Source organism: Rhizobium sp. WW_1 (genome assembly GCF_003610155.1).
In the GTDB taxonomy this organism is placed as follows: domain Bacteria; phylum Pseudomonadota; class Alphaproteobacteria; order Rhizobiales; family Rhizobiaceae; genus Rhizobium; species Rhizobium tropici_A.
In genome coordinates this window covers 134,596-158,568 of sequence record NZ_RAIN01000007.1, presented here as the reverse complement: position 1 = coordinate 158,568, position 23,973 = coordinate 134,596, and the positions used below count along the sequence as shown (strand labels likewise).

The 23,973-nt window shown below is 58.1% G+C and carries 32 protein-coding genes; 9 read left to right on the top strand and 23 right to left on the bottom strand.

Features of this window, described 5'->3' with window-relative positions; genetic code table 11:
- Window positions 1–53: 53 nt before the first annotated feature.
- Entirely contained in the window at window positions 54–410 is a 357-nt protein-coding gene (locus BJ928_RS21465) for a DUF6693 family protein (protein ID WP_197070121.1), read from the bottom strand.
- Between the two features lie 1,359 nt (window positions 411–1,769).
- Window positions 1,770–2,018 carry a hypothetical protein gene (locus BJ928_RS21455; RefSeq protein ID WP_245432453.1) on the bottom strand — a complete coding sequence of 83 codons (249 nt, stop codon included), beginning with the start codon at window positions 2,016–2,018 and terminating at the stop codon, window positions 1,770–1,772.
- Window positions 2,019–2,316: 298 nt separating this feature from the next.
- Between BJ928_RS21455 and BJ928_RS21450 the strand changes: the two genes are divergently transcribed.
- From BJ928_RS21450 to BJ928_RS21420, 7 genes are all read left to right on the top strand, one after another.
- Window positions 2,317–3,309: a hypothetical protein gene (locus tag BJ928_RS21450; protein WP_047630788.1), complete on the top strand. Its 993-nt coding sequence runs from the start codon at window positions 2,317–2,319 to the stop codon at window positions 3,307–3,309.
- Window positions 3,310–3,364: 55 nt separating this feature from the next.
- Window positions 3,365–4,009, top strand: a complete 645-nt coding sequence (locus tag BJ928_RS21445) for a hypothetical protein (protein ID WP_147413928.1) — start codon at window positions 3,365–3,367, stop codon at window positions 4,007–4,009.
- A gap of 129 nt (window positions 4,010–4,138) precedes the next feature.
- Entirely contained in the window at window positions 4,139–4,378 is a 240-nt protein-coding gene (locus BJ928_RS21440) for a hypothetical protein (RefSeq protein ID WP_047630790.1), read from the top strand.
- A gap of 63 nt (window positions 4,379–4,441) precedes the next feature.
- The gene (locus tag BJ928_RS21435; RefSeq protein WP_047630791.1) at window positions 4,442–4,645 is read left to right on the top strand and encodes a hypothetical protein; all 204 of its coding nucleotides are present in this window, start codon (window positions 4,442–4,444) and stop codon (window positions 4,643–4,645) included.
- A gap of 4 nt (window positions 4,646–4,649) precedes the next feature.
- A complete protein-coding gene (locus tag BJ928_RS21430; RefSeq protein ID WP_047630792.1) occupies window positions 4,650–5,132 on the top strand; it encodes a hypothetical protein in 483 nt (160 codons plus the stop codon).
- An 11-nt stretch (window positions 5,133–5,143) separates the two neighbouring features.
- Window positions 5,144–5,869: an SOS response-associated peptidase gene (locus tag BJ928_RS21425; RefSeq protein ID WP_047630793.1), complete on the top strand. Its 726-nt coding sequence runs from the start codon at window positions 5,144–5,146 to the stop codon at window positions 5,867–5,869.
- An 8-nt stretch (window positions 5,870–5,877) separates the two neighbouring features.
- Window positions 5,878–6,177: a hypothetical protein gene (locus BJ928_RS21420; RefSeq protein ID WP_047630794.1), complete on the top strand. Its 300-nt coding sequence runs from the start codon at window positions 5,878–5,880 to the stop codon at window positions 6,175–6,177.
- A gap of 214 nt (window positions 6,178–6,391) precedes the next feature.
- On the opposite strand, the gene BJ928_RS21410 is transcribed toward BJ928_RS21420, so the two are convergent.
- From BJ928_RS21410 to BJ928_RS21395, 4 genes are all read right to left on the bottom strand, one after another.
- A complete protein-coding gene (locus tag BJ928_RS21410) occupies window positions 6,392–6,718 on the bottom strand; it encodes a hypothetical protein (RefSeq protein WP_047630796.1) in 327 nt (108 codons plus the stop codon).
- A 74-nt stretch (window positions 6,719–6,792) separates the two neighbouring features.
- Window positions 6,793–7,053 (bottom strand): hypothetical protein, encoded by a 261-nt coding sequence (locus BJ928_RS21405; protein ID WP_047630797.1) that lies wholly within the window; start codon window positions 7,051–7,053, stop codon window positions 6,793–6,795.
- A gap of 29 nt (window positions 7,054–7,082) precedes the next feature.
- On the bottom strand, window positions 7,083–7,400 hold the full coding sequence (locus tag BJ928_RS21400) for a hypothetical protein (protein WP_047630798.1): 318 nt from the start codon (window positions 7,398–7,400) through the stop codon (window positions 7,083–7,085).
- Window positions 7,401–7,455: 55 nt separating this feature from the next.
- Complete coding sequence (locus BJ928_RS21395) at window positions 7,456–8,088, bottom strand: hypothetical protein (protein WP_047630799.1); 633 nt, start codon at window positions 8,086–8,088, stop codon at window positions 7,456–7,458.
- Window positions 8,089–8,170: 82 nt separating this feature from the next.
- Here BJ928_RS21395 and BJ928_RS21390 point away from each other — a divergent pair, with 82 nt between their 5' ends.
- Window positions 8,171–8,611: a hypothetical protein gene (locus BJ928_RS21390; RefSeq protein ID WP_047630800.1), complete on the top strand. Its 441-nt coding sequence runs from the start codon at window positions 8,171–8,173 to the stop codon at window positions 8,609–8,611.
- 99 nt (window positions 8,612–8,710) lie between these two features.
- Here BJ928_RS21390 and BJ928_RS21385 read toward each other — a convergent pair whose 3' ends face one another.
- The 6 genes from BJ928_RS21385 to BJ928_RS21360 are packed head-to-tail and all read right to left on the bottom strand — an operon-like array spanning window position 8,711 to window position 16,292.
- A complete protein-coding gene (locus BJ928_RS21385) occupies window positions 8,711–9,208 on the bottom strand; it encodes a hypothetical protein (RefSeq protein ID WP_047630801.1) in 498 nt (165 codons plus the stop codon).
- A gap of 24 nt (window positions 9,209–9,232) precedes the next feature.
- Entirely contained in the window at window positions 9,233–10,579 is a 1,347-nt protein-coding gene (locus tag BJ928_RS21380) for a hypothetical protein (protein WP_052227615.1), read from the bottom strand.
- Complete coding sequence (locus BJ928_RS21375) at window positions 10,579–10,773, bottom strand: hypothetical protein (protein WP_047630802.1); 195 nt, start codon at window positions 10,771–10,773, stop codon at window positions 10,579–10,581. Before BJ928_RS21375 ends, BJ928_RS21380 begins: the two co-directional genes overlap by 1 nt.
- 8 nt (window positions 10,774–10,781) lie before the next feature.
- Window positions 10,782–15,140 (bottom strand): phage tail protein, encoded by a 4,359-nt coding sequence (locus BJ928_RS21370; RefSeq protein ID WP_052227616.1) that lies wholly within the window; start codon window positions 15,138–15,140, stop codon window positions 10,782–10,784.
- 28 nt (window positions 15,141–15,168) lie between these two features.
- Complete coding sequence (locus BJ928_RS21365; RefSeq protein WP_047630803.1) at window positions 15,169–15,618, bottom strand: GNAT family N-acetyltransferase; 450 nt, start codon at window positions 15,616–15,618, stop codon at window positions 15,169–15,171.
- Entirely contained in the window at window positions 15,615–16,292 is a 678-nt protein-coding gene (locus BJ928_RS21360; RefSeq protein WP_047630804.1) for a hypothetical protein, read from the bottom strand. The genes BJ928_RS21365 and BJ928_RS21360 overlap by 4 nt, the downstream gene beginning before the upstream one ends.
- A gap of 44 nt (window positions 16,293–16,336) precedes the next feature.
- Between BJ928_RS21360 and BJ928_RS21355 the strand changes: the two genes are divergently transcribed.
- Complete coding sequence (locus tag BJ928_RS21355) at window positions 16,337–16,669, top strand: hypothetical protein (RefSeq protein WP_147413927.1); 333 nt, start codon at window positions 16,337–16,339, stop codon at window positions 16,667–16,669.
- Here BJ928_RS21355 and BJ928_RS21350 read toward each other — a convergent pair.
- From BJ928_RS21350 to BJ928_RS21305, 11 genes are all read right to left on the bottom strand, one after another.
- Window positions 16,666–17,292 (bottom strand): hypothetical protein, encoded by a 627-nt coding sequence (locus BJ928_RS21350; protein WP_047630806.1) that lies wholly within the window; start codon window positions 17,290–17,292, stop codon window positions 16,666–16,668. The two genes, BJ928_RS21355 and BJ928_RS21350, sit on opposite strands and share 4 nt — an antisense overlap.
- Window positions 17,293–17,295: 3 nt before the next feature.
- Window positions 17,296–20,637, bottom strand: a complete 3,342-nt coding sequence (locus BJ928_RS21345) for a tape measure protein (RefSeq protein ID WP_052227617.1) — start codon at window positions 20,635–20,637, stop codon at window positions 17,296–17,298.
- Window positions 20,638–20,690: 53 nt separating this feature from the next.
- Window positions 20,691–20,837 (bottom strand): hypothetical protein, encoded by a 147-nt coding sequence (locus BJ928_RS38855; protein WP_156151438.1) that lies wholly within the window; start codon window positions 20,835–20,837, stop codon window positions 20,691–20,693.
- 32 nt (window positions 20,838–20,869) lie between these two features.
- On the bottom strand, window positions 20,870–21,253 hold the full coding sequence (locus BJ928_RS21340; RefSeq protein WP_047630807.1) for a gene transfer agent family protein: 384 nt from the start codon (window positions 21,251–21,253) through the stop codon (window positions 20,870–20,872).
- Window positions 21,254–21,255: 2 nt separating this feature from the next.
- A complete protein-coding gene (locus tag BJ928_RS21335; RefSeq protein ID WP_047630808.1) occupies window positions 21,256–21,705 on the bottom strand; it encodes a phage tail tube protein in 450 nt (149 codons plus the stop codon).
- A gap of 80 nt (window positions 21,706–21,785) precedes the next feature.
- Complete coding sequence (locus tag BJ928_RS21330) at window positions 21,786–22,214, bottom strand: DUF3168 domain-containing protein (protein ID WP_047630809.1); 429 nt, start codon at window positions 22,212–22,214, stop codon at window positions 21,786–21,788.
- On the bottom strand, window positions 22,211–22,657 hold the full coding sequence (locus BJ928_RS21325; RefSeq protein WP_047630810.1) for an HK97-gp10 family putative phage morphogenesis protein: 447 nt from the start codon (window positions 22,655–22,657) through the stop codon (window positions 22,211–22,213). The genes BJ928_RS21330 and BJ928_RS21325 overlap by 4 nt, the downstream gene beginning before the upstream one ends.
- Window positions 22,654–23,004 carry a head-tail adaptor protein gene (locus BJ928_RS21320; RefSeq protein ID WP_047630811.1) on the bottom strand — a complete coding sequence of 117 codons (351 nt, stop codon included), beginning with the start codon at window positions 23,002–23,004 and terminating at the stop codon, window positions 22,654–22,656. Before BJ928_RS21320 ends, BJ928_RS21325 begins: the two co-directional genes overlap by 4 nt.
- Window positions 22,979–23,167, bottom strand: a complete 189-nt coding sequence (locus BJ928_RS21315) for a hypothetical protein (protein ID WP_047630812.1) — start codon at window positions 23,165–23,167, stop codon at window positions 22,979–22,981. The genes BJ928_RS21320 and BJ928_RS21315 overlap by 26 nt, the downstream gene beginning before the upstream one ends.
- Window positions 23,167–23,718 carry a phage gp6-like head-tail connector protein gene (locus tag BJ928_RS21310; RefSeq protein WP_047630813.1) on the bottom strand — a complete coding sequence of 184 codons (552 nt, stop codon included), beginning with the start codon at window positions 23,716–23,718 and terminating at the stop codon, window positions 23,167–23,169. The genes BJ928_RS21315 and BJ928_RS21310 overlap by 1 nt, the downstream gene beginning before the upstream one ends.
- Entirely contained in the window at window positions 23,718–23,921 is a 204-nt protein-coding gene (locus tag BJ928_RS21305) for a hypothetical protein (protein WP_047630814.1), read from the bottom strand. Before BJ928_RS21305 ends, BJ928_RS21310 begins: the two co-directional genes overlap by 1 nt.
- Window positions 23,922–23,973: the final 52 nt, after the last annotated feature.

The following is a 23,973-nucleotide window of genomic DNA, read 5'->3' as shown; positions in this document are numbered from 1 at the left end:
TCACCGTTGCCGATCTCTGCCCTGGCTCTGGAGCATTCCGAGGGGTGCTCGCGTCAATAATACTCGACGCGCGTTTCGTTGAGGACGACGCGGATCACCCGATAGGCATAGAGGAAGCTGGCAAGGCCAAGGGTTACGATAATCAGAAGGACCCAGAGAATGACGTGTCCTATCGAGTGGCCGATATTGAAGGTGCAGTTGAGCCGGCCGATCGTTCGACCCGAACCATCCAGCAACTCAGTTTTGTTTAGAACCGCGCGGTTGAGGTAATAGGGAAAGACGATCAGCGCGAGGCCGAGCGTGACAATCGTCAATATGATCCAGAGGACGACGCTGCCGATCGATTCAGCCACGCTGAAGGAGCACTTGAGGCGGCCGATGCGGGTGGGAGTGGTGGCAATCTCAGACAATTTCTTCGCCCTCAAATTTTACGGAGACAAATGACTTTGGAAAGCTGGCGGCATCAGGATGTCCCTGCCACTGCCGCGTTTCGTTCTCGCTCAAATAGCAATTCGAAGAGGATGTATCATCATTAAAAATCGCGCAAAAGTGGCGCGTAAGGTCAAAGCACAGGTAACTGCGCAAAAACAATAATCACGAGATTTAGTGGTGCCCCATGCCGAAATGCAATAAGTTAGCTTTTCCAACACTTTGAGGTGTTGTGGGGCAGGCTGGTGCGGTGACAAAACGTTATGCTTTTCGCCTCGCGTGTCCCGCGAAATGTCGAGCAAAGTTCATTGGTAGCGCTGGACCGTTCCCCCACATTTCGCTGGGGCGCGTGAACGTTGCGTGAACTGGTAGTTTCATCCAGGGCCGAGATACATCAATTTAGCTATTTCAAACGCTTAGAAAAAAGGCGGACACACAATCATTTCACGTAATCGTTATGCTTTTTTGAAATGTGTCCAGCTAACGCGCCCCAGGTTAAGGAGCTGACATTACCGATATTAGGCGCAGCAAAGCTATGCCTCCCATCGCTGCGCAAATTATGGAAGCTAGCACGGAGAACACACATGCCCATCGAAAGACGTTTCCAATCCGCTCTGCTAGTTTCGCGCGCCTTCCGTCCTTAACGTATGGGTGATCCCAAATGTAAATTCTATCATACGCCGCATGCAAATATGCCAGTTGACTAAAGTATGCCAATCCGGGTGCAGCTATCGTCATCAAGAGCGCGATCAGGAGCCAAATTAAGATGTGCCCGAATTCACTGGTTGCGATTGGGCTTCCTGATATTTGGACATGATTTGCGCTATAAAAGCCTAGCGCTGCGGCTATACCGCCCGCTGCTGCTAGTGCTGGTGCACGCATGGCGGCCAACGAGAATACTTCGATTTGGCTATTATGCGTTTCCGCTCCCTTTCGCGCAACGTCGTGCGCACGTTCAGCTGCTCTAATCTTGATATCGAAAGTCTTTTCTTCCTCAGGGGTCATTGCGAGCCTGCATCTTAGGTTTACGGGTCGGCGGATAATCTTGCCAACGATCTGCACGCGTTTAGGAAATCGCGTCGGCGCAACGATGACATTGCTGGCGGCGGACGGATCTTCTATCACTCGATATAGTTGAAACCATTTTGCCGTTAATGCAATCACAAAATCGCATGGCATCAGCTTGGGAAGCTCGACTTAAGGCCTATAATGCAAGCACTTAGCTGTAAAACTATGCCATTCGCGCAAGAAAAAGCGGTTTAGTATCAATGGCGCTGTAGAACGGTGCGGCCTGGCATAGCGAGCAAATGCCTTTGTTTTTCGCCGATTCCACCAAACTGCTAGTTCGGCATTTCCTTGTGCTTGTCGAGCTCGTTGAGCAACGGGATGAGGCCTTCGGCCATCGCAGGAGAAAGGCTCTCAAATATCAAGCCAGACCGCTCGATCACCTTGTAGGTGCGTGCGTCGACGACGGCGAAAGTGCCGTCGTCATCTTCGACTAAGGCATAGCGTTCTCTCATACCTAACGATAACACGCTTTCGCGTGGCGAATCCAGAAGCGCAATTTTGGGCAACCAGCGCGCGTTCACCGATAACGGCCCTTAACTGGCGCCTCCGTAACTTTTGATTGAATTTCTGATATAGACATACGCGCCATTGCTGGATAGTCTTGCTTCGCTCACCTGCGCTATCGTCTTGAGTATTTCCATATGAGTGTTAAATTGATTTTCTAAACTGCAATGGACGGAAACGTGGCTAGCAAAAACTCCAACGATCGTTTTAGGGATCGACGGCTTTCGGCCGTACTTGAGGTCTTTGCGTCCAAATTTCCCTCGGACTTCGCGCGCAGGTCAGAAGAGATTAAGCGCGAAGCGGAGGAAATTGAACGTGCAGTCCAAGAAGCCGAACAATCCATTGGAAGACGCGTACGCCCCAACGGAAAACGTTTCCGTTTATGATTTTCTTTATTACGACTACACGAGAATTTCTTCGTTTTTAGCACAGTTTGAATCCGGGCACATTACGCAAGTTACCAAAAGCGAAAGTGCAACCCGCAGTTCAAAGGATACGCTCCACAGCGAGTTAGCTGGTACCGCCAAAGTTGTGAGCGGTAAAATGGAGGATAATTCGGAGGTCTCAAAGGAGGCCACCCATCAATCGAGCAAAGTATATGATACTCGTTGGGAAAATGCTCTCGCATTCCTTGATTATCTTGAAGCAAACGAGTTGCTAAGTCCAGAAATCGAGACAGCCAGAATCGGGCGCATTGTACTCGTGATGGGTGATCTAACCATATTCGATCTCAATATCTTGCAACGAATGTGGTCGCTTTCCGCGATTAAGAAGACGATCTTGGCGGGTGCCAGATCCCAGTCCGAAGAGGCCTCTCAGCACCACAACCGCCAAGAGAGGCGCAAGGCCTCTGCTTCCAATAAAAAGTCCACCTCAAACGGGATTTCGGAGGCGGAGCTAGCTCTGGAATTGTTGACGGTTCTACCGCATGCAGTTCAAGCTGCGGTTAGCACGAAAGACCTTTCCGCGTGGTGCACCCTACGAGAGGACAGCATTACTGTTTCGCCGTCAGACCTTTTCATGAAGCACGGTCTAACGATTAGCGGCCAGTGGGCCATGGTCGGAATTTTGGACGCCCTACCGGATAATGATGCCGCGCTTTCGGAGGACGGGTCGCTTGAAATGGCAAGGCAAATGATCGCGGGTGCTAAACTTGGTGCCGCCGGCTATATGATAGCACCGCACCTAGTCGGCCCTGTCAGGACGTTGTTGGGTAGGCCGTCATCCTCCTATGGCATCACTCCCCTGCTGATATTTCGAAATGTTTCGAGCCAATATGAAGATGGGGACACGGGAAGCGAGGGATAAGCGCGAGAAGATGTAGGCGTGCCAAGATGAAGAATTGATAAATGGAGTATTCAAAGTGGCACGTCAGCCTCTTCCCAAAAAATACTTGAATAGAGCCCGCTCTATCGCAAATCCAACGGGGTGGACAGCGCCTAAACTTAAGGAGCTGATTGGAGCATGCGCGGCTGCCAGCGCTCACGTTGAAATGCAGTTCTCGTTACTAATGGGGTCCATGCTAGGAATTGAGAATGCCGCCTCTGTCGCAGTCTTTTGTTCAATCAGGAATTCAAGGGCGAGACGGGAGGCTCTTGAGGCCGCTGCACGACATGTATTGGACGGCAATACCGAGCCTTTATTTAAGGCAATAATGAAAGAATACAGTGAAGTTGACTCCTTCAGAAATGATATCGTGCATGGAATCTGGGGGCAGGTGGAAGGTGTGGACGATGCCGTCATTTGGCTTTCAACAGAGAACTATGCGGTCTGGCTGATAAATGCTTATCACGAACAAAAAGCGCCAAAGGAGCCACCAGGAGAGAAATGGCTTCGTTATTGCCATCTTTGGAAGCTTTCTGAAATCGGAGATGTTGTTAGGCGCTTAAATGGACTGCAAGACGCCATCGGCAACCTTCACGGATATCTCCGTTACAGAGATCAACCTGCAGGGAAGAATGCATTAGATAGACTGCAAAAAGCGCCTTTCATTCTGTCCACACCTTGATCGCCCTAAGCAAGATAACCTCGTTACTTTCCCCGCACTCGTCTTGATTGTTGACGCGGCCCGCGTAAATCGCTCGCTTGACTCTTCCTTAAAATGAGAACATTTATAGAACAAATTGAGGAAGACGCCATGAGTACCGCCGAGAAATTCATTATCCTGCCTTATCGCAAGAACCGCGGAAACCTAGTGCCGGGCGAGATGCGCCCAGCTTCGAGCGTAGCGTCGGCAGAGAAGATCGCGGCTTCCATGGCTTCCCGCTTCGTCGGCGTTGCGGCTTATGCCGTCATGGTCGACGAGGAGAGCGGCGATATGTCATCACCTCGCCTTCTGGCGAAGCACGGCGAAATCGCCGACCTGAACGCCGCCTGAGATAGACCGATATTTTTGATGCTGAACCGCTGCAGCGATGTGGCGGAATGAGGACGTGTGACTATGACTGCCGAGCCGATCGCCATTGAAGAACCTGAACTTGATCCGGTGGATGCAGCGCTTGCCTTATATGGCGGCGATGCCCGTGCGACGATCGCCGCCGCGCTGGACATGCTGCAGTTCGTTCGCGGGCAGCTTGCATTGACCGAGGCAGCCATGTGTAACGGCTTCACCAGAGGTTTCAGGCCCGTCTACGAACCGGATTAAGCCGATGACGGTACGCACGAGGCTGGCGGAATACAAAGGCGATAAGGTCGCCGTCATATGCGAGGATTGCGAGCTGCTGAAAAATTTGGATGGCGACGCCCTGCTGGCCGAATACGGCGAGGTCGAAATGCCTTCCATCCTTATGCCGATCGCCAGGTCTTTCGGGTGCAAGCGCACGGAAAACAGCTTCTATGACCGCTGCAGGCTGCACTATCATCATTCGCCGCAGGAGTGGGCCCAAATGATGGGCTACATCAACCCGCGAGAGCGGAAAGAGAACGAACTCCGCTTTTCCGACTTGAGCCGATGGCATAGGCTCTACGTGCATTGCAATTGCGGACGAAAAAGCGAGGCTGATCGAGAACGGCTTGAGCGGTCAGTTGGGAAGGATGCCATGATCGCGGATGCGGTTCGGAAGCTTGTCTGCAAGAAGTGCGGCATGAAAGGCACGGCAAAGATCATCGTCCGTTCGCCACCTCGGGATTAGGGGGAACCAACATGTGCAATCTTTACAATCTGACGAGCAATCAGGAAGCGATCCGCCAGATCAGCCGGGCGATGATCGACAGCATCGGCAATCTTGAACCGGAGTTGGATCTTTATCCGGATCAAATGGGACCGATCGTGCGGAACACGGCCGCCGGCCGCGAGCTGGTTAAGGTTCGCTGGGGATTGCCATCCTCGCAGAAGGCGCAATTGGACGCCGCCACGAAACGCGCCGATAAGCTTCGCGCCAAGGGCAAGGAAGTGAACTTCGACGAGTTGCTGAGAATGGAGCCAGACGGCGGCACGACGAATGTCCGAAACACATCAAGCAGGCATTGGGCAAGATGGCTGGGGGTTGAAAATCGCTGCGTCGTGCCGTTCACGCGCTTTGCCGAGCCGGACCCCGCCAGCAAGGTCGAGGGCGGCCGGACACCGAACGCCTGGTTCGCCGGCAGCATAGATGAGCCATTGATGTGCTTCGCTGGTCTATGGGTGCCGCAATGGCGATCGGTGCGGAAGGTGAAGGAAGGCGAGATTACGGTCGATCTCTACGGATTCCTGACCACCGAGCCAAATGCGATCGTTGGGCCAATCCACCAGAAGGCCATGCCTGTCATCCTTCGAAATCAGGACGAAATCGAGACGTGGCTCACCGCGCCGTGGCAAGAGGCGAAGGCGCTTCAACGGCCGCTCCCGAACGACGAACTGGTGCTTCTGCCACCAAAACCAGCCGCATGAGGTCAGATATGTTGAAGGAACGCGTTGAAGAGCTTGAGAGCGCTATTCTGGAAATCGAAGGCCGCGCCATGATGCACGACGTCTTCATTGCGCATCTGCTTGGTCGCATCGGATCGGTTTCCGGCGACATCGAGGGTTTTATCAATGGCGTGCTGCCAATGATTGGCAACGACCTGCAGGAGAACGCGGCGCGAGCTTCCGATGACACAGCCAAGGAACGTTGCGCCTTCGCCTTGGAAGCTTTCGCAAACTTTGCGATGTCGATGGAAAGCTCGCTGAAACGAGCGCACAAGGGCGAACTGAACTAGAATGAGCGATGAAACGACCGCCGCACCGCGCCGCGCGACCTCCATCCTTTTCGAGCATTGGTGCGAGCACCCCGGCTGCAAGGCATGGGGCGGACTCGGCTACGATATCGGTAAGGGCGAAACACGCTGGCTGTGCTTCGAACATAAGTGGACGGACTACCGGCAGCCGAGGTATGGAAACACCCCCTAAAGATATCCGGGGCAATTGGACGACCTAACCCTGAGGCCCGCCCTTAAATCGTCGCATCAACTCGTCGAAGATCACGTCCGCGAGCCACATGGCACAGACGCCGACGACGAAGGCCGTGGCGTTCATGGCGGCGACATCGCGTTCCGGAAGCGGCCAGTTGATCGCCTTCAGGTAATAGAGCGCAGGTTCGGTCAGATAGGCGGCGGCAATCGCGCCGCAGATGGGCGAGGCGAATATCTCGCGCATCGTGTAGCGCCGACGCGACAGGCCACGCAGGACGCCGCCCATAAGCCCCGCAACCGCAACGCCCGCCTTGATGCCGAGCGCTTCCAGAAAATCATTAATAGACATCCGCCCCTCGAATGCTTGATGTGATGAGATGGGCATGTCCCGACGTCGGCCGGGACATGCCAGGAGATGCCGCGCTAGGCGGCGGCTTTCGTATCAGCCGCAGCCCTCGAGTCATTCGCCGCAACGGGCGGCTGAGGCTGCAGGATGCCTTTCGCGCCGTCGCGCGTGAGGTTGATCGTTACCTTGATGACGTTGGACAGCAGCAGGACGCTGGCCGCCACCTTGGCGGCGGTCACGTCGGACATGCCAAGGCCAGACCAATCGACCGTCAGCAACGCGCCGAGAACCAGGCCGAACAGGTTCAGGATGTTATGCACGAGGTTCGTATTGAACATGGAAGTGCTCCGGATTGTGGGAGGGAGGATCAGCCGCCAGATTTGGCGGCCTTGATGTCTTCGATCGCCCGCAGGACTTTCGTGACGGACGACTGCAGGGTGACGGAAGCCGGGTCGACGCAGATGGAACGAACGCCGGCATAGGCCTGGCGCTCGGTCTCGATGACCTTCTGCGGATAGTTGATGAAGATGCCCGACAGCAGGAAGGCGTTATGTGCCGCTTCAAGCTTCGGGCAGGCGTCGGCAAGACCGCTCTGGATTTTCAAGTTGGTCTTGTCGACCTGTTCACTGGTTACGCAGCCGGACAGAGCAATGCCGGCCGCCATTGCAATGAGCAATGCGCGCATGATGGATATCCTTCGATGTCAGGGAGGGAGGAGAAGCCGCCAGCGGCGGCAGGCATCAACGCGCCGCTTCGAGCGCCGCGAGGAACTTCTTTGCGTAGCCGGCGATATCCGCCGCCCGATCAGTGCCATTGATGATCTTGCGGGCGCCGATCCAGTCGGTTGCCGTGGCGCTGAAATAATCGGCCAGCTTCTTGCCGGTGAGCCGGCCGTTGGTCATACCGTCAAACAGGATCTCGACGGCCTTGACGGGATCGAGCGCCTTGTCCGGATCATCGGCGATGCCGTATCTGTCGTAATTGTTCCGGCCGGTGATCTGCACCAGGCCGCGACCGCGATAGCGCCAGCCGTCGCCGCTCGCCTCGCTGCCATTGCCCATGCGGTTCGCATAGGCGCGATTGGCAATGCGCTGCGGCTGGCGGGCATAGGCAGCGGCCTGCGTGGCGGTGAAGTATTTCGGAAAGGTGGCCCGCAGACCATCGGCCGAGTAGTTCAGATTTTCCGAGATGGCGCACATTGTCTGGTCCGTCTCGTGATAGGCCGTCGCCAGCATATAGGCGAGCCAGCGGGTATCGAAGGGCCTGGCCTGCCATTCGTCGAGAATGGCTTCCATGCCGTTGACCTGGTTTGTCGACAGGCGCCCGCTGAACAGCGAAGAGCGCGCCGCCGCGAAGAATTTCGCGTGATCCATAATGATGATCCTGTAATCTTAAGTTGTCGCTAGCGATTGCGAGATAGGTTTCTCGCAACTGGGAGCTGGGGCGTTAAAAACTATGTGGATTGAGATTGAGCACTTACTGCCGATAAACGGCGATGATGGCGTCTTCTTCAAGCGACATCCTTGCATAAGGGTCGACCTTGGAATTGTACGAGCGGGGACAGAGCCGCGCTTCATGAGTGTCTACGGCGCAATCGATACCGGTGCTGACCATATTTACGTCGACAATGAACTGATGGTCGCCAACGGTGCCACACCCAACGGCTATGTTCCCGTGAACAATTATGAGCGTCACCCCACCTATGACTGCATCGTAAGAGCGATGCCACTACTGGGGCCGTCGCCTATTACCGTGTGCGGGATAGATGCTCAGGCTAAGGGGTGGCCGCACTTGGCGGTGTTGGGGCGGCAGTTTCTGAGCGCGTTTCGCCTGGAATATGAGCCGGCAGCAGGGCATTTTCGCCTGCTAGGGAGAACGACGGGTACACCCCGATAAAGGCACTCCTGACCTCAGCATTCTGAAGGTAGGCAAGCTGCGGCAACCGCCCTCCCGCCGCGGCCGTGACCGATAATCGGTAGTGATCGCACTCGCCCGTCATTGGCCACCTCCTGCGGCCGTCTGCAGCCGCTTGATGGTGTCCTGCAGCTGCGCGATGGTGGCGTTTGCCTGTGAAAGCTGGTCGTTCAAGCTGAACAGCTGCCCGCGCAGGCTGCTCTCCAGCACAACGGCTGCAGCCTGCGTATCCGTCAACTGCTTCCGCAGGTCGCCCGCATCCGCCGTCACAGTGGCGAGATCAGCTCTGGCCTTGGTCAGGTCGGCGCCGGACAGATCGAGCTTGCCATTCAGCGTTGCGATCTCTGCGACTTGCGCTGTGACCTTGGCAAGGGCATCGCGGCAGGCGTCGGACATGATGTCGCTGGTCGGAAAGCCGGCAAGGTCGACCGGCTGCGCCGGCTGCACGTCATCCTTGATGATCACGCCGTCGAGGGTGATACGCCGCAGATACTGGACATGTGCGCCGGCTGGCGTGCCGTCAGGGCCGAAGCGCACCAGCAGCTCGTAGGGAATGGTTTGATCCAGAATTTCAGCCATGTGAGAAGTCCTTTCTTGGGAGGGTTAGGAGACGATCGCGCCATCCGGAAAGCGCCAGCTGGCGCCATCCGAAATTGCTAGGCGCTTGTTGCTGGTGCCGTTGGAAACGTAGGCAATCCCTTGCGGATTGGCAGCCGCAGACGGAAGGGTTGAGACGGTGAAAGAGGGAAGCTGCACAGCGCCGCCGAATGATGCTACGCCTGTCTGGCGGTTGATCTTGAAAGCATCTCCCAGCCAGTTGCCGTTATCAGCGTAGCGGGAAACGACGAAATCCGCGCCGGCATTCCCGCCAGTCTCTGGACTAGCATTTCCGAGCTGGACCGCCCAACGCTTCGCGCCTTCTGCTGTGCCGTCTGCTCTCGCGCCATAAATCAAGTTGGCGTAGCTGCTACCGCTGTCGGCAATCAGCGTCAGGATCGCATGCCAGGCGCGGCCCGTCTGACTAAGGATCTGCTCTCCGTTCCAAGTGCCCTTTGTGCTGTAGGTGGCGACGGTCGATCCCGTAGTGCCAACGTTGAAAGTGGCAGCGGTGCCCAGGCCGAGGTTTGCGCGGCCAGCTGCGGCAGAGTTACCGCCAGTTCCGCCCTGAGTTACAGCGAGGGGATTATTGAGGTTAAGCTTGTCAATCTGCGTCACGCCAGTGCTACGATTGACAAGAATAGCGGTTGATGCATAAACGCCGGCATCTGTGAAGGTATTCACAAAGAAGTTTGAGCCTACGTTAAGGCCGGTTTCGGCGTTGCCATCTACGCCAACTTGAACGCGCGCACTTCCGGATGTGGTAAACGTCAGGCTTCTGTAATTCGCCGCAGGAGCATCGATATTTACACCGGGAAAAGTTTGCCCAGCTCCCCAAGTGTTGCCATTGCTCAGTAGCGGTACCGTTGCGCCGGAGGTGCCGATGTTCTGGACCGCTGCCGTGCCGAGCTGCAAGACTGTGCGCGCCGACGTCGCGTCGACCGCCCCGAGCAACGACCTTGCATATGATGTAAAGCTTGTGAGTGCCGCAGTCCCCTGGCCGGTGAAATATGCGATCTTGTCGGCGGCGGTTTGCAGACCGGCAATAGCATAGAGAACGCCATTCGTCAGCGCATCGAGCACGGCCCGCGTCGAAGCCAGTACGCGGGTCGCATCCGGCGTAAACTGGACGCGATAGCTGGCGGCGGCTCGGGACGCGCCCGGCCAAGGATCGGAAAGCGTAATCGAGGTGTTGCTGTTCACGGCCGCGATCGGCACGCTCAAGCCTGCCGCCATGAACATATCGCCGGCCTGCAGGCCCGATGTCTGCCAGGTCGTGCCCTGACCGGCGACTGCCACGTCATTCGCGTTAACTGTGGCCGTGCCGGTGTTGTAGGTGGTCGGGAGCGCCATTATTCGGCCTCCTGCGCGATATCGGCCGCAGACTCGGGCTTGAGGCGCTTCAGCTCCTCGTTGAGGCCGGCGTTTTCGGCCTGCAGATCGGCGAGCGCCTGCGCCAGGATAAGGTTGCGGTTGCGGTAATGCTCGACGAGCGCCGTCTGCTCTCGCATGGCGACGACATCGGCAATCTGGACCGTGTTCGACATGGTATCTCCTATCTGCCGTAGAGGGTGAGGACGCGAATGGTGCGGTTGTTCGCGGTGACATTGCTGCCCGCGGTGACGCGGACATCGAAACGGAAGGTGGTCTGTGAAGAGCCGGCCGGCGGCGTGAAATTGTATTCATGGGCGAAGTGCGTTCGGCCCATGAAGTTCTGCTCGATGACAGCCGTGTACCTGCCGTTGGCGCTATCCCAGATCGATATGACGACCTTCACAGGCAATTCGATGTTGTTCTGGCCGGTCGGACCTGTGCCGGCGAGGCTGAAGGCGCTGTGAACGATCACGGCCGAGGTATCGGTGCCATGCGTCACGGTCAGGCCGGTAATCGGCGTGTCGCTCGTACCGATGCCGGCCGTGTCAAGGCCTGAATAATCGACACGTGAGATCGCGCCCGAGCGGATGTTGCTGCGCCCGACCTGCAGCGTGCCGATATCCGCATACTGGATATTGGCATTCACAAGGTAGGTGATGCCGTTCGATACGGCGAAAGGCACGGCACCATTGTCCACGAAGCCGAACTGATTGGCCTGGACCAGAAAGCGAGACGGCGCATTAGGGTCGCCGGGAACATCGACGTACCACCCGGCCGAGCGATAGCCCTGGCCATTGTTCACGCGCGCCTGCGCACCGAACCTTGCATAGCCGGATGGACCGGCGACCGCCTCGATGCGCCAGTTTCCATCCGCCGTCGCTTCGCCGGCTGACGCCGTGACTTGCGTCAGCGCCGACGATATCGCCGTGATCTGGCCGCCCTGGTTATTGACCGTCGTCTGCAGCGTCGAGACGGCCGAGGCGTCGGCCTTTCCCGGCAATGAATTCTGTAGCGACGTGATCGCCTGTCCCTGCGAGGAAATCGTATCTCCCTGTTGGCTGACGGTCGCTGTCAGCGAATTGAGGGCGCTGGCATCGGCCTTGCCGGGCAATGCGGTCTGCAGCGACGTGATCGCCTGCGACTGCAAGGTGATCGAGCCTTCCGCAGCCGTGACGCGCGCTGTCAAAGCCGTTAGCGCCGTCGATGTCGCCAGCCCCGGCAAGGTTGCCTGTACCTGCGTCACGGCCTGAGACAGGATGTCGAGGCTCGATTGGGTCAGGGTGATCTGCGATGTCAGCGTCTGCGAGACAAGAGAGAGCGCCGCTTGACCATTCATCTTGTCGAGGAAGTTGGCAAAGTCCTGCTCGACGCCTTCCATGGATGGCGGCAGCAACGAGTTCCGGATCGCCCGTACCGATTGCCCGATACTGGAAACGCCATCGGGACCGCCCATGCTGTCGATCTTGTTCGACAGCTGATCGACACTGGCAATGCTGGCCTTGTCGGCGACTGCCTGATTGAGAGCGGTCAGCGACTGGCCTTGCGCGGTCACTGTATTGCCGAGCGCGCTAACGCTGCCCTGCAGCGTCCCGAGCGCCGTCGAGGTCGCCTGCACCGTGCCATTCGTCGCGTTCAACGCCGCCTGCAGCGCCGTGATCTGTTGTGCATTGGCGCTATCGCCAGAGGCGCGCGCCTGCTGTTCGGCCGCCAGCTCGGCACGCGAGGCACCAGGCGACGGCGAGCCGATGGCGATCCAGTCGAACTCGAAATAGTCCGTCGCGGTCTGTGCCGGCGAGAGGTCGATCCGGATCTGGTCGACCGTGCCCGACCACGTCATGTTGAAGGTAATGAGGCCGACGCCATCGAGATCGAATTCCGGCTCCGCAATCACCTGCTGACGCGCCACGGCCCAGCCGCTATCGCTCGCCGACTTCCACCAGGCAATGCCCTCCCATGCTGGCACGCCGGTTCGGCGGATGCGGGCACGGACCTGACGCGACACGTTGCCGGCGACGGCAAGCCCTGCCGGCGATATGACATAGGGATCGGTCGCATGGTCTGCCGGCCGCAAGTAGCCGCTGGCAATCGTCGGGTTGCCGTTGCCTGTCCAGCCCTGCACTGTGGTATCAAAGGTCCAGAGCGCATTCGCGGCCGGATCGAATTGATTATCCGTTCCGGCAGAAAGCAGCGACATGCGATCGGCGAGCGCCTGGTCGCCATCGGCGCGCGCCTTGTCGACCTGCGTGATTTCCGCCTGCAGATCGCCGGTATCGACTTCGAGCGAGGTTACGCGCAGCGCCAGCGCCGCATTGGCCGACACGGCAACCGTGATCTGATCGCTGAAGCTGGCGACGACATCACCGATGCGCGCATTCAGCGTCTGGCGAAGCTGCTCTTTCTGCGTATAGGACGCATTGGCAAGATCGGCCGCATAGTCCCGTATTGAGGCGATTTCCCTGACGAGATCGCGATAACGGCTGGACGATTCCAGCGCTCCGGCAACCCGCTCCGATTGCTCGGCGGCAATGGCATCGGCGCGCGCCTGCACCTCGTCGAGGATCGCTTGCGCGTTTTCGAGAACCTGTCCCTGCAGATCACCGTTGATCCAGTCCTGCAGCGTCTGCAGCGAGGCGATGATATCGGCGGCAAGATCGACGAAGGAAAGACGAGTGTCGGGTGTGGTGACATCGATCCAGGCAGACCATTCCGTTGCACGGCGAGAGTACGGAAGGTATCGCCCGCGTGTTTCGTATGTTTCCGCCGGCAGGCACCAGTCGCCCGATAGAAGCCAGCTGTAGGGTGGCGCGTATGCAGTCGAGCTGCTGTCGAAGACGACAATGCCGGTTGCCTTGGTCCGGACCTGCACCCATACGGCCATAGTATCCTGCAGGTCGGCTGCGCATCCAATCTTGATGGCCGGCCGGCGAGGCACGCCGTTTGCGTCGGTGATTGTCGCCGGCTGGACGGTCCAGCCCTCCATGATCTGGGCAGGCGGCATGACCGGTCCGAGCGGCCCAAAAATCGGCGGCGTATAATCATGCTCGTGATCCCAATCATAATCGCTAGGATCGACTTCCGTCAGTTGCAGCAGGACATCGAGATTGGCCCGGTCTCCAACCCCGTCGACGCGAAACAGCTTATTTACGAAGCCGTTGCGATCGGACGTGAAGGCAACAATATCTCCCGGTTCAAGCACCCCCGCGCGAGGTTCAAGTACCATTGTCAGCTGGCGGGCGCGACGCGCTTCCTCAAGCGCTGATTTCATGATGCGCTGGACCTGACTTGACCGATAGACCATCGGAAGCTGAACATCGGTCATTAGCCGGCGACTGCCGTCCTGACGCTCGAAATCAGGTGAGTACAGAGGTGGAGCGGTTTTGGTATTCCACGCCTCTGCCGGCTCCGGATAGGTGGCGGAAACGCCGTTGGCGAGATCAGCAAGGCCCGGAAACGGCGTATAAGTCTGCTCTTCAGTTGACAGAATGTCGCCATCGGAGAAAGCAAATACAGGGGCGCTAGGGGCACCGGCACGAAGCTTATAGATACCGCCGACTTCATTGAGGTGGCCTTGACAACCCGTTAGGAAGCTTTCGATCGTCGTACCGATCTCGGCATCCACGTTCACTTCAAGACTGGTTAGATAGGTCGGCTCAAGACCGCCAGGGCCGGCGATCCCCGCACGGCATTTGTTTATTTGTCCAATCCAGTCTGCGGAAGGCAGGCGAGCCTGTGTCAGGCTCTGCAGGCCGTAAAGCCAAGCGCCATTATAGCTCATACCGCGTAGCACATTGTATATCTGCACAGCGGGCAGGTCGTCGCCATCACCGCCCCATGTGGAAGGATCATTCCAGCGGTGCGGGCCGGCCCCACCAACGGAGCTATCACGCGATGCGTCGTAAAGCTTGGCCCCCTGAATTTCAAAACGGAAGGTCGGAAAACCCGTAAACAGTTCATCATTGACCTGCGACGTAACGATGGCATAGGCGACGCCGACTCCAACGCGCGACGCCTGATAGGGTCGTGCGCTGCTGGATACCGTGTTGACAAGGAACGGGTCTGCGACGGTCTGCCTACCATCGTAGAACTTGATCCACATGTGATTGTTGTTACCGGTGTCGTATTCCTTCACCGGGTAGCCCCAATCGCCATATCTATTATCATTGGTGTCGACAGTGACGGGCGCGCCATTCACCCACAGTCCGGTCATCTGCGATACGGGGAAATCCGCCAGCGCTATAACCTGCGTGAAATAGGCATTCGGAACCTTGCCAGACTTGCCCCACGTATTCGCATAAACCAGCGAACCCGCCGTACAGGTACGGCCGAAAATGATCGAACGCGGCACATCGCCACCTGCCTGCAGCGTGCCTTGCACACCGTTCGTCTGATTTTGGTCCTTTGGCTCCTGCAGCTTTTTGGCAAGCAAGCTCACGCCCACACCGACCGCTGCATTCAGGGCGAAGGCGCTGACAGAGGCGAGGAAGGACGTTTCGGCAACGCCGAGCCATCCGGCTACCAAAGCGGTCGAAAAAACAGCCATTCAATTTATCCAACGAGGTGCGGCGCGTTCAGTCGGCGCGCGGATTTAGGACTTTGAGGAAATGCGTTTCGACCGGCTCATAGCCGCGTCGCAAATAAAGATTCGTCGGCGCCGGCTCCGATCCAAGCCCTACGATGCTTGAATATTGACAATCGCGCTGCAATGCCCACGCCTCATAGGCTGCAAGCATTTTTACGGCGGCGTACCCGCGAAATGCGGGATCGATCCACCACATAATTTCGGTGGCGAACTTGAGGGGCGCAAAGGGATGCATATTCGCCTGCGCGGCAAGAACTCCGCGCGCGATGCCATCTGGAGCATAGATCAAGCAAAGTCTGTCTTCGTCCGAGAGCGAGGCACAAAACAAAGCATCCGCCATCGCTGGCGAGAAAGGGAAGGGCACCCCGGATGCGGCATGGAACGCCTTCGCCATCGACAGTACGCGCATGCGATCGGAGATATGGGCTTGACGTATCATTGGTTTGCCGCCCGAACACTGATGTCGATGCGCTGTGGACTGCTGGTGGCGATCTTTCCGGCCTTCCTGCCCCAAAAGAATTCCCAATCCTGTACCGATGTCACGTCACGAAAGAAGGTATCCGTCGGAGAGCGCAGCGCCTGGCTATCCTGCGATCGCGTGTCTGGATTTTTCCGCGTCATCTCCTGGGTGTGCGACGTGCAAGTCAGCACAATGGAACCCTCTTCGCCCTCCTTGGGGGTTGTTATGATTAGGGTGTCGATGAATCCGATAAAGCGGTTCAATGCGGCGTCGACCATCTGTCGCGTCGCCGGGTCGAATAGACCACGGTAAATTTCGACACCGGCCTGTTTGAGGTCGTAGCCCCGAACGACATTAGCCACGCCATCATGAAGCTGCGAAAGGGTGACGGTGATCGTCTGTACAGTCAGGTTCGAGACGAGGGGGATATCACTGATTTCAATCAGCGAGCCAGCACCTTCGAAATTGCGTGTGACGGTCAACCCCGTGTTGGGGTCGAGCACGGCGGCCGATGCGTTGCGCACATCTGACCAGAAGCCATATTCGAAGGGCGTACCGGTATCGATCGTGCGGACCTTGAGCCATAGGAAATCGCGCGCCACAAGGCGGCGTTGGTTCAAAGCGTCGAGATTGTTGACCGAGATGTTGCGCATACTTTACCACCGACGATATAAAGCGGTCAGTTGGGGGACCGCAAATGAAACGAATGATTGTACTGATTGCCGCGTTGTCGCTTGCCTCATGTGCGGGGTCGCAGACAAAGCTACGCATGCAGGAGGGAAGCGGCGAACTTGCCGTGATGCCGGAGACTGGTAAGCCCTACGACTACACCGTCAAAATCGTAAACAGGCGAGATATCGGTTACGATCCCGATAACATCGATACGAGGAAGTCGACCGCATTGGCGCTTCTGAGGACACAGTGCCCGCGAGCAGAAATCATCGGCGAGACTGTGGTAAACAACGGCACCTATGCTATCGGAACGCCGGCACGGACCTACTTTGTGCAGGCAAAGTGCAATGCCCGCTAGCGAGCCTCAATTCCCTGAAACGTGATAGAACCGCGACCGGTCGACTTGTCGGCCGTCGTCGCGAGCGTGCCCGGAACAAGCGTCATCAGGCAATACGGTTTCAATAGACTGACCTGCACGTTGACCAATGCGGCAGACCAGAGATGTGGTCGAACTTCAAATAGAGGCGTGATGCCGTTGGCTGCGGCGACCGTAGGCTCCGCTATACGATGGAGGTCGGCTGCACCGATCCGAATAAAATCACCTACGCTGATCTGAAAGCTAGGAAGCAACCCCTTCAGCGATACAAGGCGCCCATTGGAAATCGCTGCCACCTGACAAACGCCAGCGAATGGAGCGGCCCATGATCCATTAGGATATGCGATCGGGTAACGGCGGCTCATCGGTGACGCGACGAACGATTGCGCGCCGTTTTCGAGCAGGTCGAGCCGCGCGCGCCAGGCATCGAGCGCGTTTGCGCTCATGGTCTTGGACTGCCACGTTGCCTGCCATAATGGCGAGCCGAAATCCTTGACTGTCGTGCGGCCTGATGCGGTACGGCTTTGTTCCTGACGCCACAGCGGAGCGAACTCTGTGTTCCAGCCGGGGAAATCGGACAGGATATCGTAAGGTGTCAAAATCATGGCTTAGATGCCTTTCACGCGGCTCTTGTTTGCCTTCTGCAGGGCAGCAATCGCCTTGGCGTTGAAATCCCGGCGGTCCTCCTCGACAATCTTTTCGAGCCGCGCGACGGCTGCAGCGTCGGCACCCCGCGCGTCAATCTGCGGCGCGTAAGTTAGCTGTGGTCCCGACATTCGGGCAGCGCTGCCGACAACGGCTGCATTCGGCATGCGCGGGGCGCGAACAATGCCGCCGTTGGCAAGCATCAGCTGGCGTCCCCCGTTGATCGCCTCAAGCAAGGCTCTATTCTTTTGCGTAGCGGCGGCATTGACGACGAATTCGCCGTCCGAGAGCATTGCAGGCACCTTGTCGGAACGCGGGCCGCCCGGACCAATGACATGACCGCCGCTTGCCAACTTCTTGATGGGACCACCATCAGCATGGAAGAGGTTCGAAAACCAGTTCGTGCTGCCAGATGAGCCGAACAGATCATTAAGAGCGAGATCAAGCAATTTTGAGCCGATCTTTTCCAGAACGTTGCCGAGAGCTTCGGCCGCCGATTTGCCGTCAATCAGGTCTTGAATAAACCCCTTGGTGGCATCCTTGCTGAAATCGCGCCAATCCTCGACCTTCTGTCGTAGCTTGTCCTGGCTCTCAGCCAGGCGGTTTGCGCCGGCATCAGCCTCGCCGTAGCCGACAGCGAGCGCACGCATGGCCAGAGCCTGTTCCTGCGCCGCAGGGGTGAGCTTGGACAGGTCACCATTCAGCAACTGCTGCGCCGAGGTCAGTTCGCGACCCGCAGCCGTTCCATGCTCCTGCGCGAGGTTCAGCAGCTCCTGTGCCTTCTGCAGGGTCGACAGGGCTTTGCCATTGTCGTTGAGCAGGGGATTGAGGGCAGCACGCAGGCCGGTTTCCTCCTTCAACTGGTCAAGCTGCTGTTGCTGCTGTTTCAGTGAGTTGTCGTAGTCCGCGCGATCTTCGAGGCGTTTCGTGCCGGCCGTCGACATACCGGCCCGCTTCTGCCCATAGGCAATCACGTCGTCGACCGTCGCGCCCCGACCGAGGATGGTCGGATTCGCGCGTACCGCATCAGCCGACAGAACCTTTGACGCGAGCGTGCCGGATGGGGCTTTGAGAAGATTGGCCGCGCCCTGTGGTCCGAGGAAATGGGCGAGCTGCAGCTTGTATTCGTCGGCAGCATCGACGACCGATATACCCGCCTGCTGCAGTAGCTTGGCGTTCTCACGCGCATAGGCATCGATCAGGACTTTCGACTTTTCTCCATTGCTACGCAGGGCAAGAATGGCGGGATCGGTCAGAGTTGCGGCTTCATCGGGAAAGTATTTCTTGAACAGATTGAGCCAGGTCTTTTCGATGAATTGGCCAAGACCCATCGCGGTCGACTTATCGTTCTTGATGGTCGGGTTGCCGCTCGACTCCGCACCGATGACGCGATCCGAGAAACCGGAAATGAGGCCGTCATACGCCTGCACGGATTTTTCGTTGGCAAGCTCGGTCTTGGCCTGCATTCGGGCGGACGCATCCGAAATCGCGCCGCCCAAATCCTTGACGGCTTTCGCAACCTCAAGCGTGCGCTTGTCCAATTCCTTTTCCGCCTGCGACTTCTGCGATTCTGCCGTGCGTTTGTCCAGACCCTTTTGGGTTGCCTGCTGCTGCTGGTAATAGGCGCGATCCTGCGCCGAGCTGCCGGCCGGGCCTGCCGTCTGTTCGGGTCCCTGCGTCGTCATGCTCGGCAGATCGCGTTTGAGAACCGCCGTGTACCGCTTCAACGATTCCATCTGCGGCAAAAGCTTGCGCAGGCTGGCAATCATCTCATCAATCGGCTGGCTCGGCTTCGTCTTCGCGATATCGTCGAGCAACGAGTTGAGAGCTTCAAGCGTGTTCTTGCCGTCCAACGCCTTCAGGATCACCTCCTGCAAGTCCTTGGCTGCCTTCTTATCAGCGTCCGAAGCGTCAGAATGGATGAAGGGCGTTCCCCTGATCAGTTCCAACTGGTTTTGAATATCGCCAAGCGTCTGCGGGCCGCTAAAGCCAAAATATTCCGACCAGCTCCGGCCCTTTATGCGCTCCATTTCATCAGCGATATCCTTAAGGCGCTTTCGCGTCTCTTCCGGCGCCAGGTTCTTGATAGCCTCCGCAGCGTTATCAATCTTCGGCTTCATCTCGCCGGCATAGATGCCGAGGGTCTGCATTTCCTGCTTGAGCCGATCGGTGCGGGCGCTCGCTTCGATGGCAGAGTCTGCAAAGTAGCCGAGGGCGACGGTAGCGCCGACGCCGATGACGGCACCAATCGGACCGGCAGCAGCGCTTATGCCCGCAATCGCGGTCCCAACGGATGCCGCCGTGCGCGCGGCCTTGATCGCAGTCACGAAGCGACCGACTGCAACGCCCGCTTCTGCCAGCTTCAACACCATGCCGCCGATGGCGCGGCCCACCAGAGCGCCTGCGATGACGGCGGCAACCTTCAATGTCGTATCGGCGATCACGTCGAAATTATCGGCAAGCGCATTCAAGCCCTGCACCAGACGTTGCGACGCGCCAAGGCTGGAGTCCGTCTGGCCGATATATTTCGTCAGCGCATTGTCGACCTTGGTAAAGCCCTGCGAAATCGTCTCGGTCGCATTGGCGGCCATAGCCTGAATCGAGGGCAGACCTTTGAGGAACGCCTGAAAGAATTCCTTGCCGGTGACCGAGCCGGCATTCACAAGCTGTTTCAGCTTGCTGACGGAACCGCCGGCCGCATCGAGGCCGTTGGCGACGGCCATCAGGATCGGGCGCGCGCCTTCGTTGACGGAATTGAACTCTTCCGCCTGCACGCGCGCTTGCCCGAGCAACTGGCCAAGCTGGGTCAAAGCGCCTGATGCTTCGGTCGAACTGGTGCCCGCGACACGCAGCGCGGTCGCAACACCATCGGAGAAGCGAAGCAATTCCGACTGAGAAGCGCCAAGGTTGTCGCTTGCCTGCGCCGCCTTGCCGAATAGGCTCGTCAAAGCACCGATAGGGGCGGAGTTTTTCTGCGCAGAGGCATAAAGCTGGTCGAGGACGTTAACCTGCTTTGTGCCGACGACGCCGGCAACCGCGAGGCTGTTCTTGGCCGCAGTCCACGCATCGGCATATTTCATAACCTCGTTGACCGACAGAAGCGCACCAACGCCAGCGAGAGGCGCAATAAGAGATTTTGCCGCCCCACGACCGATATTATCGATGTTGGCATTCATCTTGCGGAAGCGCGCTTCGATGGCGCGCGCCTGTGAATTGGTCACATCGCGTGCCTTCATCATCTCGCGCTGATACTGCTTGATATCAGCGCTCAACTGCACGACGAGCTTTTCAACGTCGGTCGCCATGATCCATCCATTTTTCGAGAGTGTGCGAGTTGGCGAACCCGGATGCCTAGTCTCTAGCCGCCATCAATCCATTGCCAGAGATCGTCTTTTTCTTTCTCGGTCAGTCCCTCGTCATCGCTGTTTGCAGCGATGTAGCCATCCAATGCCGAGAAATATTGGAACATCGACATTTGTCGAACCTGCTGCGGCGAGTAGCCCATCGCCGCGCCATTGCCGTAGATCGCGCCAAATCTCAGCTTTCCGTCGGGGAGGTCGTCGAGAGGTTCCCCGCTGGATTTGGCGCGCCTTCCTCCCCCGGCTTTTCGTCCTCTACGCCGACGACACCTGCAGAGAGGATGGCTTGAGCGAACTGCAGGTTCTCCATGGGAGGACGGCCCTTGACGTAGAACCGAACTTTCTTGAGTGCATCAGTCGGCGCCATGCCGCCACCGACAAGGCCAAGCCGGATTGTTTCGGCGATATCCGCCAGACGCCAGCTTTCATCGTAGAGCCGACCCAGCAGAACATAAGGGCCGGCGTCGCAAGCTTCCTGCAGCTCTTCAAGCTCGCCCCAGCCCAGGCGGAAGACGTGATCGCCATCCGCCCAGGCCAGGATTATTTTCGCGTCGCGGCTCATGATCAGGGACCGGCAGGCGTGACGACGCGCTTCATTTCGCCGTCGCTCTGCATGTTCACATTCTGCGTGACGCGCCGGCCGTTTGGCGCCCCGACTTCAAGCGTCTCGACATGCATGCGGCCGGTCCATGTGATCGTCTTTGACGGAAATTCCCATTCGACCTTGGCCGGGACAGAATCGACGCTTTCCCACGCATCGAGCCACGTTTCGGTGCTTTCGAGCGCAAGGACACCTTCGCCGCTGATACCCATGGAAAGCGAGGTTGCGTCACGGCCGAGCCAATCGACCTTGTCCGGATCTTCGCAGTCCGGCAACTGCACTTCTTCGAGCGCCTTGGTGAGGGTGATCGTCTTCTGAGTGAAGCCGCACGGTGCGGAATAGACGATCGGCGTGGCGGAATTGCCGAGCAGGACGCGGATTTTTCCGCCCCTGACAGTGGTAGGCTGTGCCATGGCAGTAACTCCTAGGTTGGCAGCAGGAAGGGACCGCCCGATATGGGCGGCTTACGGCAGGACGCCGATTTGAGAATTCGCTAGAACTTGTCGACGGCGACGCCGTAGCGAAGAGCCGCGCGCGATGTCAGGCCATCAGGATCGCGCATGACGTCACGTCCCTGATATTCGAGAGCCACGAAGGCATTGTCGGTCAGCGGCAACTCACGTTCGAAAAGCTCGTCTTCGATGGCGCGAGCGATGCGCTTCACTTCACCATAGCCAACTGCACGCGACCAGACGTCGATAGGCAAAATGAAGTCGGTTGCACGTACGCGGTCAGCATCGAGCGGAATTTCGCTGTCCTGCCCGAGCGAGATGAATGGAAATTCCGCCTTTACCGTGCCGCTGACCTGGTCTCGCGGCACGCGATCAAAGATGCGGCCGTGGACCAAGGGCGCAAGGCGGGCGCTGTTCTTGAAGAGCGCCACTAAGGCAACTTGGATTTCATAAGAAGGGTCTTCGCTCATGAGGATGAAACCACCGACTTTGCGGCGTCGCGGACGCCCTTGCGGATTTGCCGGACGGCCGACTTGCGGCCGGCGCGCCAACTCACGTAAAAATAAGGACTGGCCGGCATATCGACCGTGCCGAATTCCTGCCAACGAGCGTAAAAGGCTTCCTTGTCGCCGGCATAAATCGTGATCGTGAGATCGCCGCCCATCGAGGCCTTGACCTGCGAAACGATGCCCGCGCCTTTCGGAGCCTTGCCCCATGTCCACGCAATGCTGTCGCGGAGCGCGCCACGGCGCCGGCCGCGAACTTCATCCTTCAGCACCGGGGCGAGCCGGCGCATAAGGCCGACGATTTCTTCGGCAGCCTTTTCCATCTCGCCTCTGATCTTGGCAACCACGGCGTCGGGCAGGCGCTTCAATTTGCGATCGAGGCGCGCGAGATTGAGAATGCTGCTCATCCGTCGGCAACCCCGCTCTGACACAGGAAGTCGAGCCAAAGGCGATCGTCGGTCGGCGTGACATCGCGAACATTGAAGCTCTGGCCGGTTAGAACGTCCCGCACCCGCCAATCGGTCGTCACGCGCCGGGAGAGAGCGGAAGCGCGCACAAAAATCACCTGGCTATGCTGCCCTTGCAATCGGCCGGCCAGAACCGTTTCGCCGCCGCGCAGATGCACATAGCCGGCACGAAGCTGGAATTGCTCTCTCCAGTTGCCTTCGGTGTTGCCGTCGATGTTCTCGATTTCCTCGCGAACGTCGAAGGCGACGCGATGGAGAAGGTCACCCGTCGTTCTCGGCTTTGCCATCGGTCGTTCCCTTGGGGGTTGCGGCCAAGATGGCCTTTTTTGCCGCCGTCGCCTGGCGAGCGCATTCGCGCGTCACGACGCAGGTCATTCCCGCCCGATAGGCGATCGTCACGGCACGCGCCGGCTTGTAGTCGAAATCGTCGGTGAAACGGACGCGGGGCATTATCCATACCTCCGATGATTGACCATCAGGTCGTCGAAGGCGGTTTCGCCACCGGCCGGTTGATTGTCAGGATTGATGAAGGCCGCAGCGATCCATAGAAGCATGGCGTGCGCCACCGAGTCCGGCAGCTCGTCATAGCCAATATCAGCCGTTACGGTGATGCGGCTATCCGGCTGGATCTGCGGCCAGACGCGGCCGGTGCGGAGAAAGATCGAAGCCTCCAATCCGAATAGACGCGACATATAGAGGCTTTGAGGCAATGTCTGTTCCGCCCCTGCGGTGTCGACATAGGACACGGTGACAACATTGCGTACCGGAGCGACATCAAGGCGCCGGAAATCATCGAAACTGTCACACTCCATCTTAACCGTGCGGGGCGAAAAGAACTGCCCGCAATAGCGTTCGGCATGATCCTGCGCAGCGGCGACGATACGCTTGATATCGTCGTCGAACTCGGTGTTTTCGGGAAGCTCCCGGCACTGCCGTTTCGCCACATCGAAGGCGATGGCAGACGCCGGCTTGTCGCCAACGGTTACGGGCGGATACCACATTAGCGGGTCTCCCGAGCCTTCGGTTTGACGGCCTTTTCGGCTTTGGGCTTTTGGGAGGCTTCGATCGTCGGGCCAGCAACGCGAACCGCGAGAGCGGCGGCAATGAAATCCTCTTCATCCTCAAACGAGAAGCGGCTGGTTTCGTCCCCGGGCGATAGAGCGAAATCGACACCGGCAATGCCGGCGAGCATTTTAATGGTCATTATCGGTCTCCGGAAAAGGTGGCCGCCACATTGGCGACCACGGCAGAGGGGA

What these genes read in the sequence shown, in the direction of transcription:
- BJ928_RS21440 (WP_047630790.1), top strand. Translation starts at nt 4,139, where the DNA reads ATGAGTACCGCCGAGAAATTCATTATCCTGCCTTATCGCAAGAACCGC.
- BJ928_RS21420 (WP_047630794.1), top strand. Translation starts at nt 5,878, where the DNA reads ATGTTGAAGGAACGCGTTGAAGAGCTTGAGAGCGCTATTCTGGAAATC.
- BJ928_RS21340 (WP_047630807.1), bottom strand. Translation starts at nt 21,253, where the DNA reads ATGAGCCGCGACGCGAAAATAATCCTGGCCTGGGCGGATGGCGATCAC.
- BJ928_RS21435 (WP_047630791.1), top strand. Translation starts at nt 4,442, where the DNA reads ATGACTGCCGAGCCGATCGCCATTGAAGAACCTGAACTTGATCCGGTG.
- BJ928_RS21425 (WP_047630793.1), top strand. Translation starts at nt 5,144, where the DNA reads ATGTGCAATCTTTACAATCTGACGAGCAATCAGGAAGCGATCCGCCAG.
- BJ928_RS21310 (WP_047630813.1), bottom strand. Translation starts at nt 23,718, where the DNA reads ATGTGGTATCCGCCCGTAACCGTTGGCGACAAGCCGGCGTCTGCCATC.
- BJ928_RS21375 (WP_047630802.1), bottom strand. Translation starts at nt 10,773, where the DNA reads ATGTCGAACACGGTCCAGATTGCCGATGTCGTCGCCATGCGAGAGCAG.
- BJ928_RS21405 (WP_047630797.1), bottom strand. Translation starts at nt 7,053, where the DNA reads ATGTTCAATACGAACCTCGTGCATAACATCCTGAACCTGTTCGGCCTG.
- BJ928_RS21385 (WP_047630801.1), bottom strand. Translation starts at nt 9,208, where the DNA reads ATGGCTGAAATTCTGGATCAAACCATTCCCTACGAGCTGCTGGTGCGC.
- BJ928_RS21355 (WP_147413927.1), top strand. Translation starts at nt 16,337, where the DNA reads ATGAAACGAATGATTGTACTGATTGCCGCGTTGTCGCTTGCCTCATGT.
- BJ928_RS21400 (WP_047630798.1), bottom strand. Translation starts at nt 7,400, where the DNA reads ATGCGCGCATTGCTCATTGCAATGGCGGCCGGCATTGCTCTGTCCGGC.
- BJ928_RS21410 (WP_047630796.1), bottom strand. Translation starts at nt 6,718, where the DNA reads ATGTCTATTAATGATTTTCTGGAAGCGCTCGGCATCAAGGCGGGCGTT.
- BJ928_RS21360 (WP_047630804.1), bottom strand. Translation starts at nt 16,292, where the DNA reads ATGCGCAACATCTCGGTCAACAATCTCGACGCTTTGAACCAACGCCGC.
- BJ928_RS21390 (WP_047630800.1), top strand. Translation starts at nt 8,171, where the DNA reads ATGTGGATTGAGATTGAGCACTTACTGCCGATAAACGGCGATGATGGC.
- BJ928_RS21350 (WP_047630806.1), bottom strand. Translation starts at nt 17,292, where the DNA reads ATGATTTTGACACCTTACGATATCCTGTCCGATTTCCCCGGCTGGAAC.
- BJ928_RS38855 (WP_156151438.1), bottom strand. Translation starts at nt 20,837, where the DNA reads ATGGGCTACTCGCCGCAGCAGGTTCGACAAATGTCGATGTTCCAATAT.
- BJ928_RS21380 (WP_052227615.1), bottom strand. Translation starts at nt 10,579, where the DNA reads ATGGCGCTCCCGACCACCTACAACACCGGCACGGCCACAGTTAACGCG.
- BJ928_RS21305 (WP_047630814.1), bottom strand. Translation starts at nt 23,921, where the DNA reads ATGACCATTAAAATGCTCGCCGGCATTGCCGGTGTCGATTTCGCTCTA.
- BJ928_RS21370 (WP_052227616.1), bottom strand. Translation starts at nt 15,140, where the DNA reads ATGGCTGTTTTTTCGACCGCTTTGGTAGCCGGATGGCTCGGCGTTGCC.
- BJ928_RS21365 (WP_047630803.1), bottom strand. Translation starts at nt 15,618, where the DNA reads ATGATACGTCAAGCCCATATCTCCGATCGCATGCGCGTACTGTCGATG.
- BJ928_RS21330 (WP_047630809.1), bottom strand. Translation starts at nt 22,214, where the DNA reads ATGAGCGAAGACCCTTCTTATGAAATCCAAGTTGCCTTAGTGGCGCTC.
- BJ928_RS21325 (WP_047630810.1), bottom strand. Translation starts at nt 22,657, where the DNA reads ATGAGCAGCATTCTCAATCTCGCGCGCCTCGATCGCAAATTGAAGCGC.
- BJ928_RS21395 (WP_047630799.1), bottom strand. Translation starts at nt 8,088, where the DNA reads ATGGATCACGCGAAATTCTTCGCGGCGGCGCGCTCTTCGCTGTTCAGC.
- BJ928_RS21430 (WP_047630792.1), top strand. Translation starts at nt 4,650, where the DNA reads ATGACGGTACGCACGAGGCTGGCGGAATACAAAGGCGATAAGGTCGCC.
- BJ928_RS21335 (WP_047630808.1), bottom strand. Translation starts at nt 21,705, where the DNA reads ATGGCACAGCCTACCACTGTCAGGGGCGGAAAAATCCGCGTCCTGCTC.
- BJ928_RS21315 (WP_047630812.1), bottom strand. Translation starts at nt 23,167, where the DNA reads ATGCCCCGCGTCCGTTTCACCGACGATTTCGACTACAAGCCGGCGCGT.
- BJ928_RS21345 (WP_052227617.1), bottom strand. Translation starts at nt 20,637, where the DNA reads ATGGCGACCGACGTTGAAAAGCTCGTCGTGCAGTTGAGCGCTGATATC.
- BJ928_RS21320 (WP_047630811.1), bottom strand. Translation starts at nt 23,004, where the DNA reads ATGGCAAAGCCGAGAACGACGGGTGACCTTCTCCATCGCGTCGCCTTC.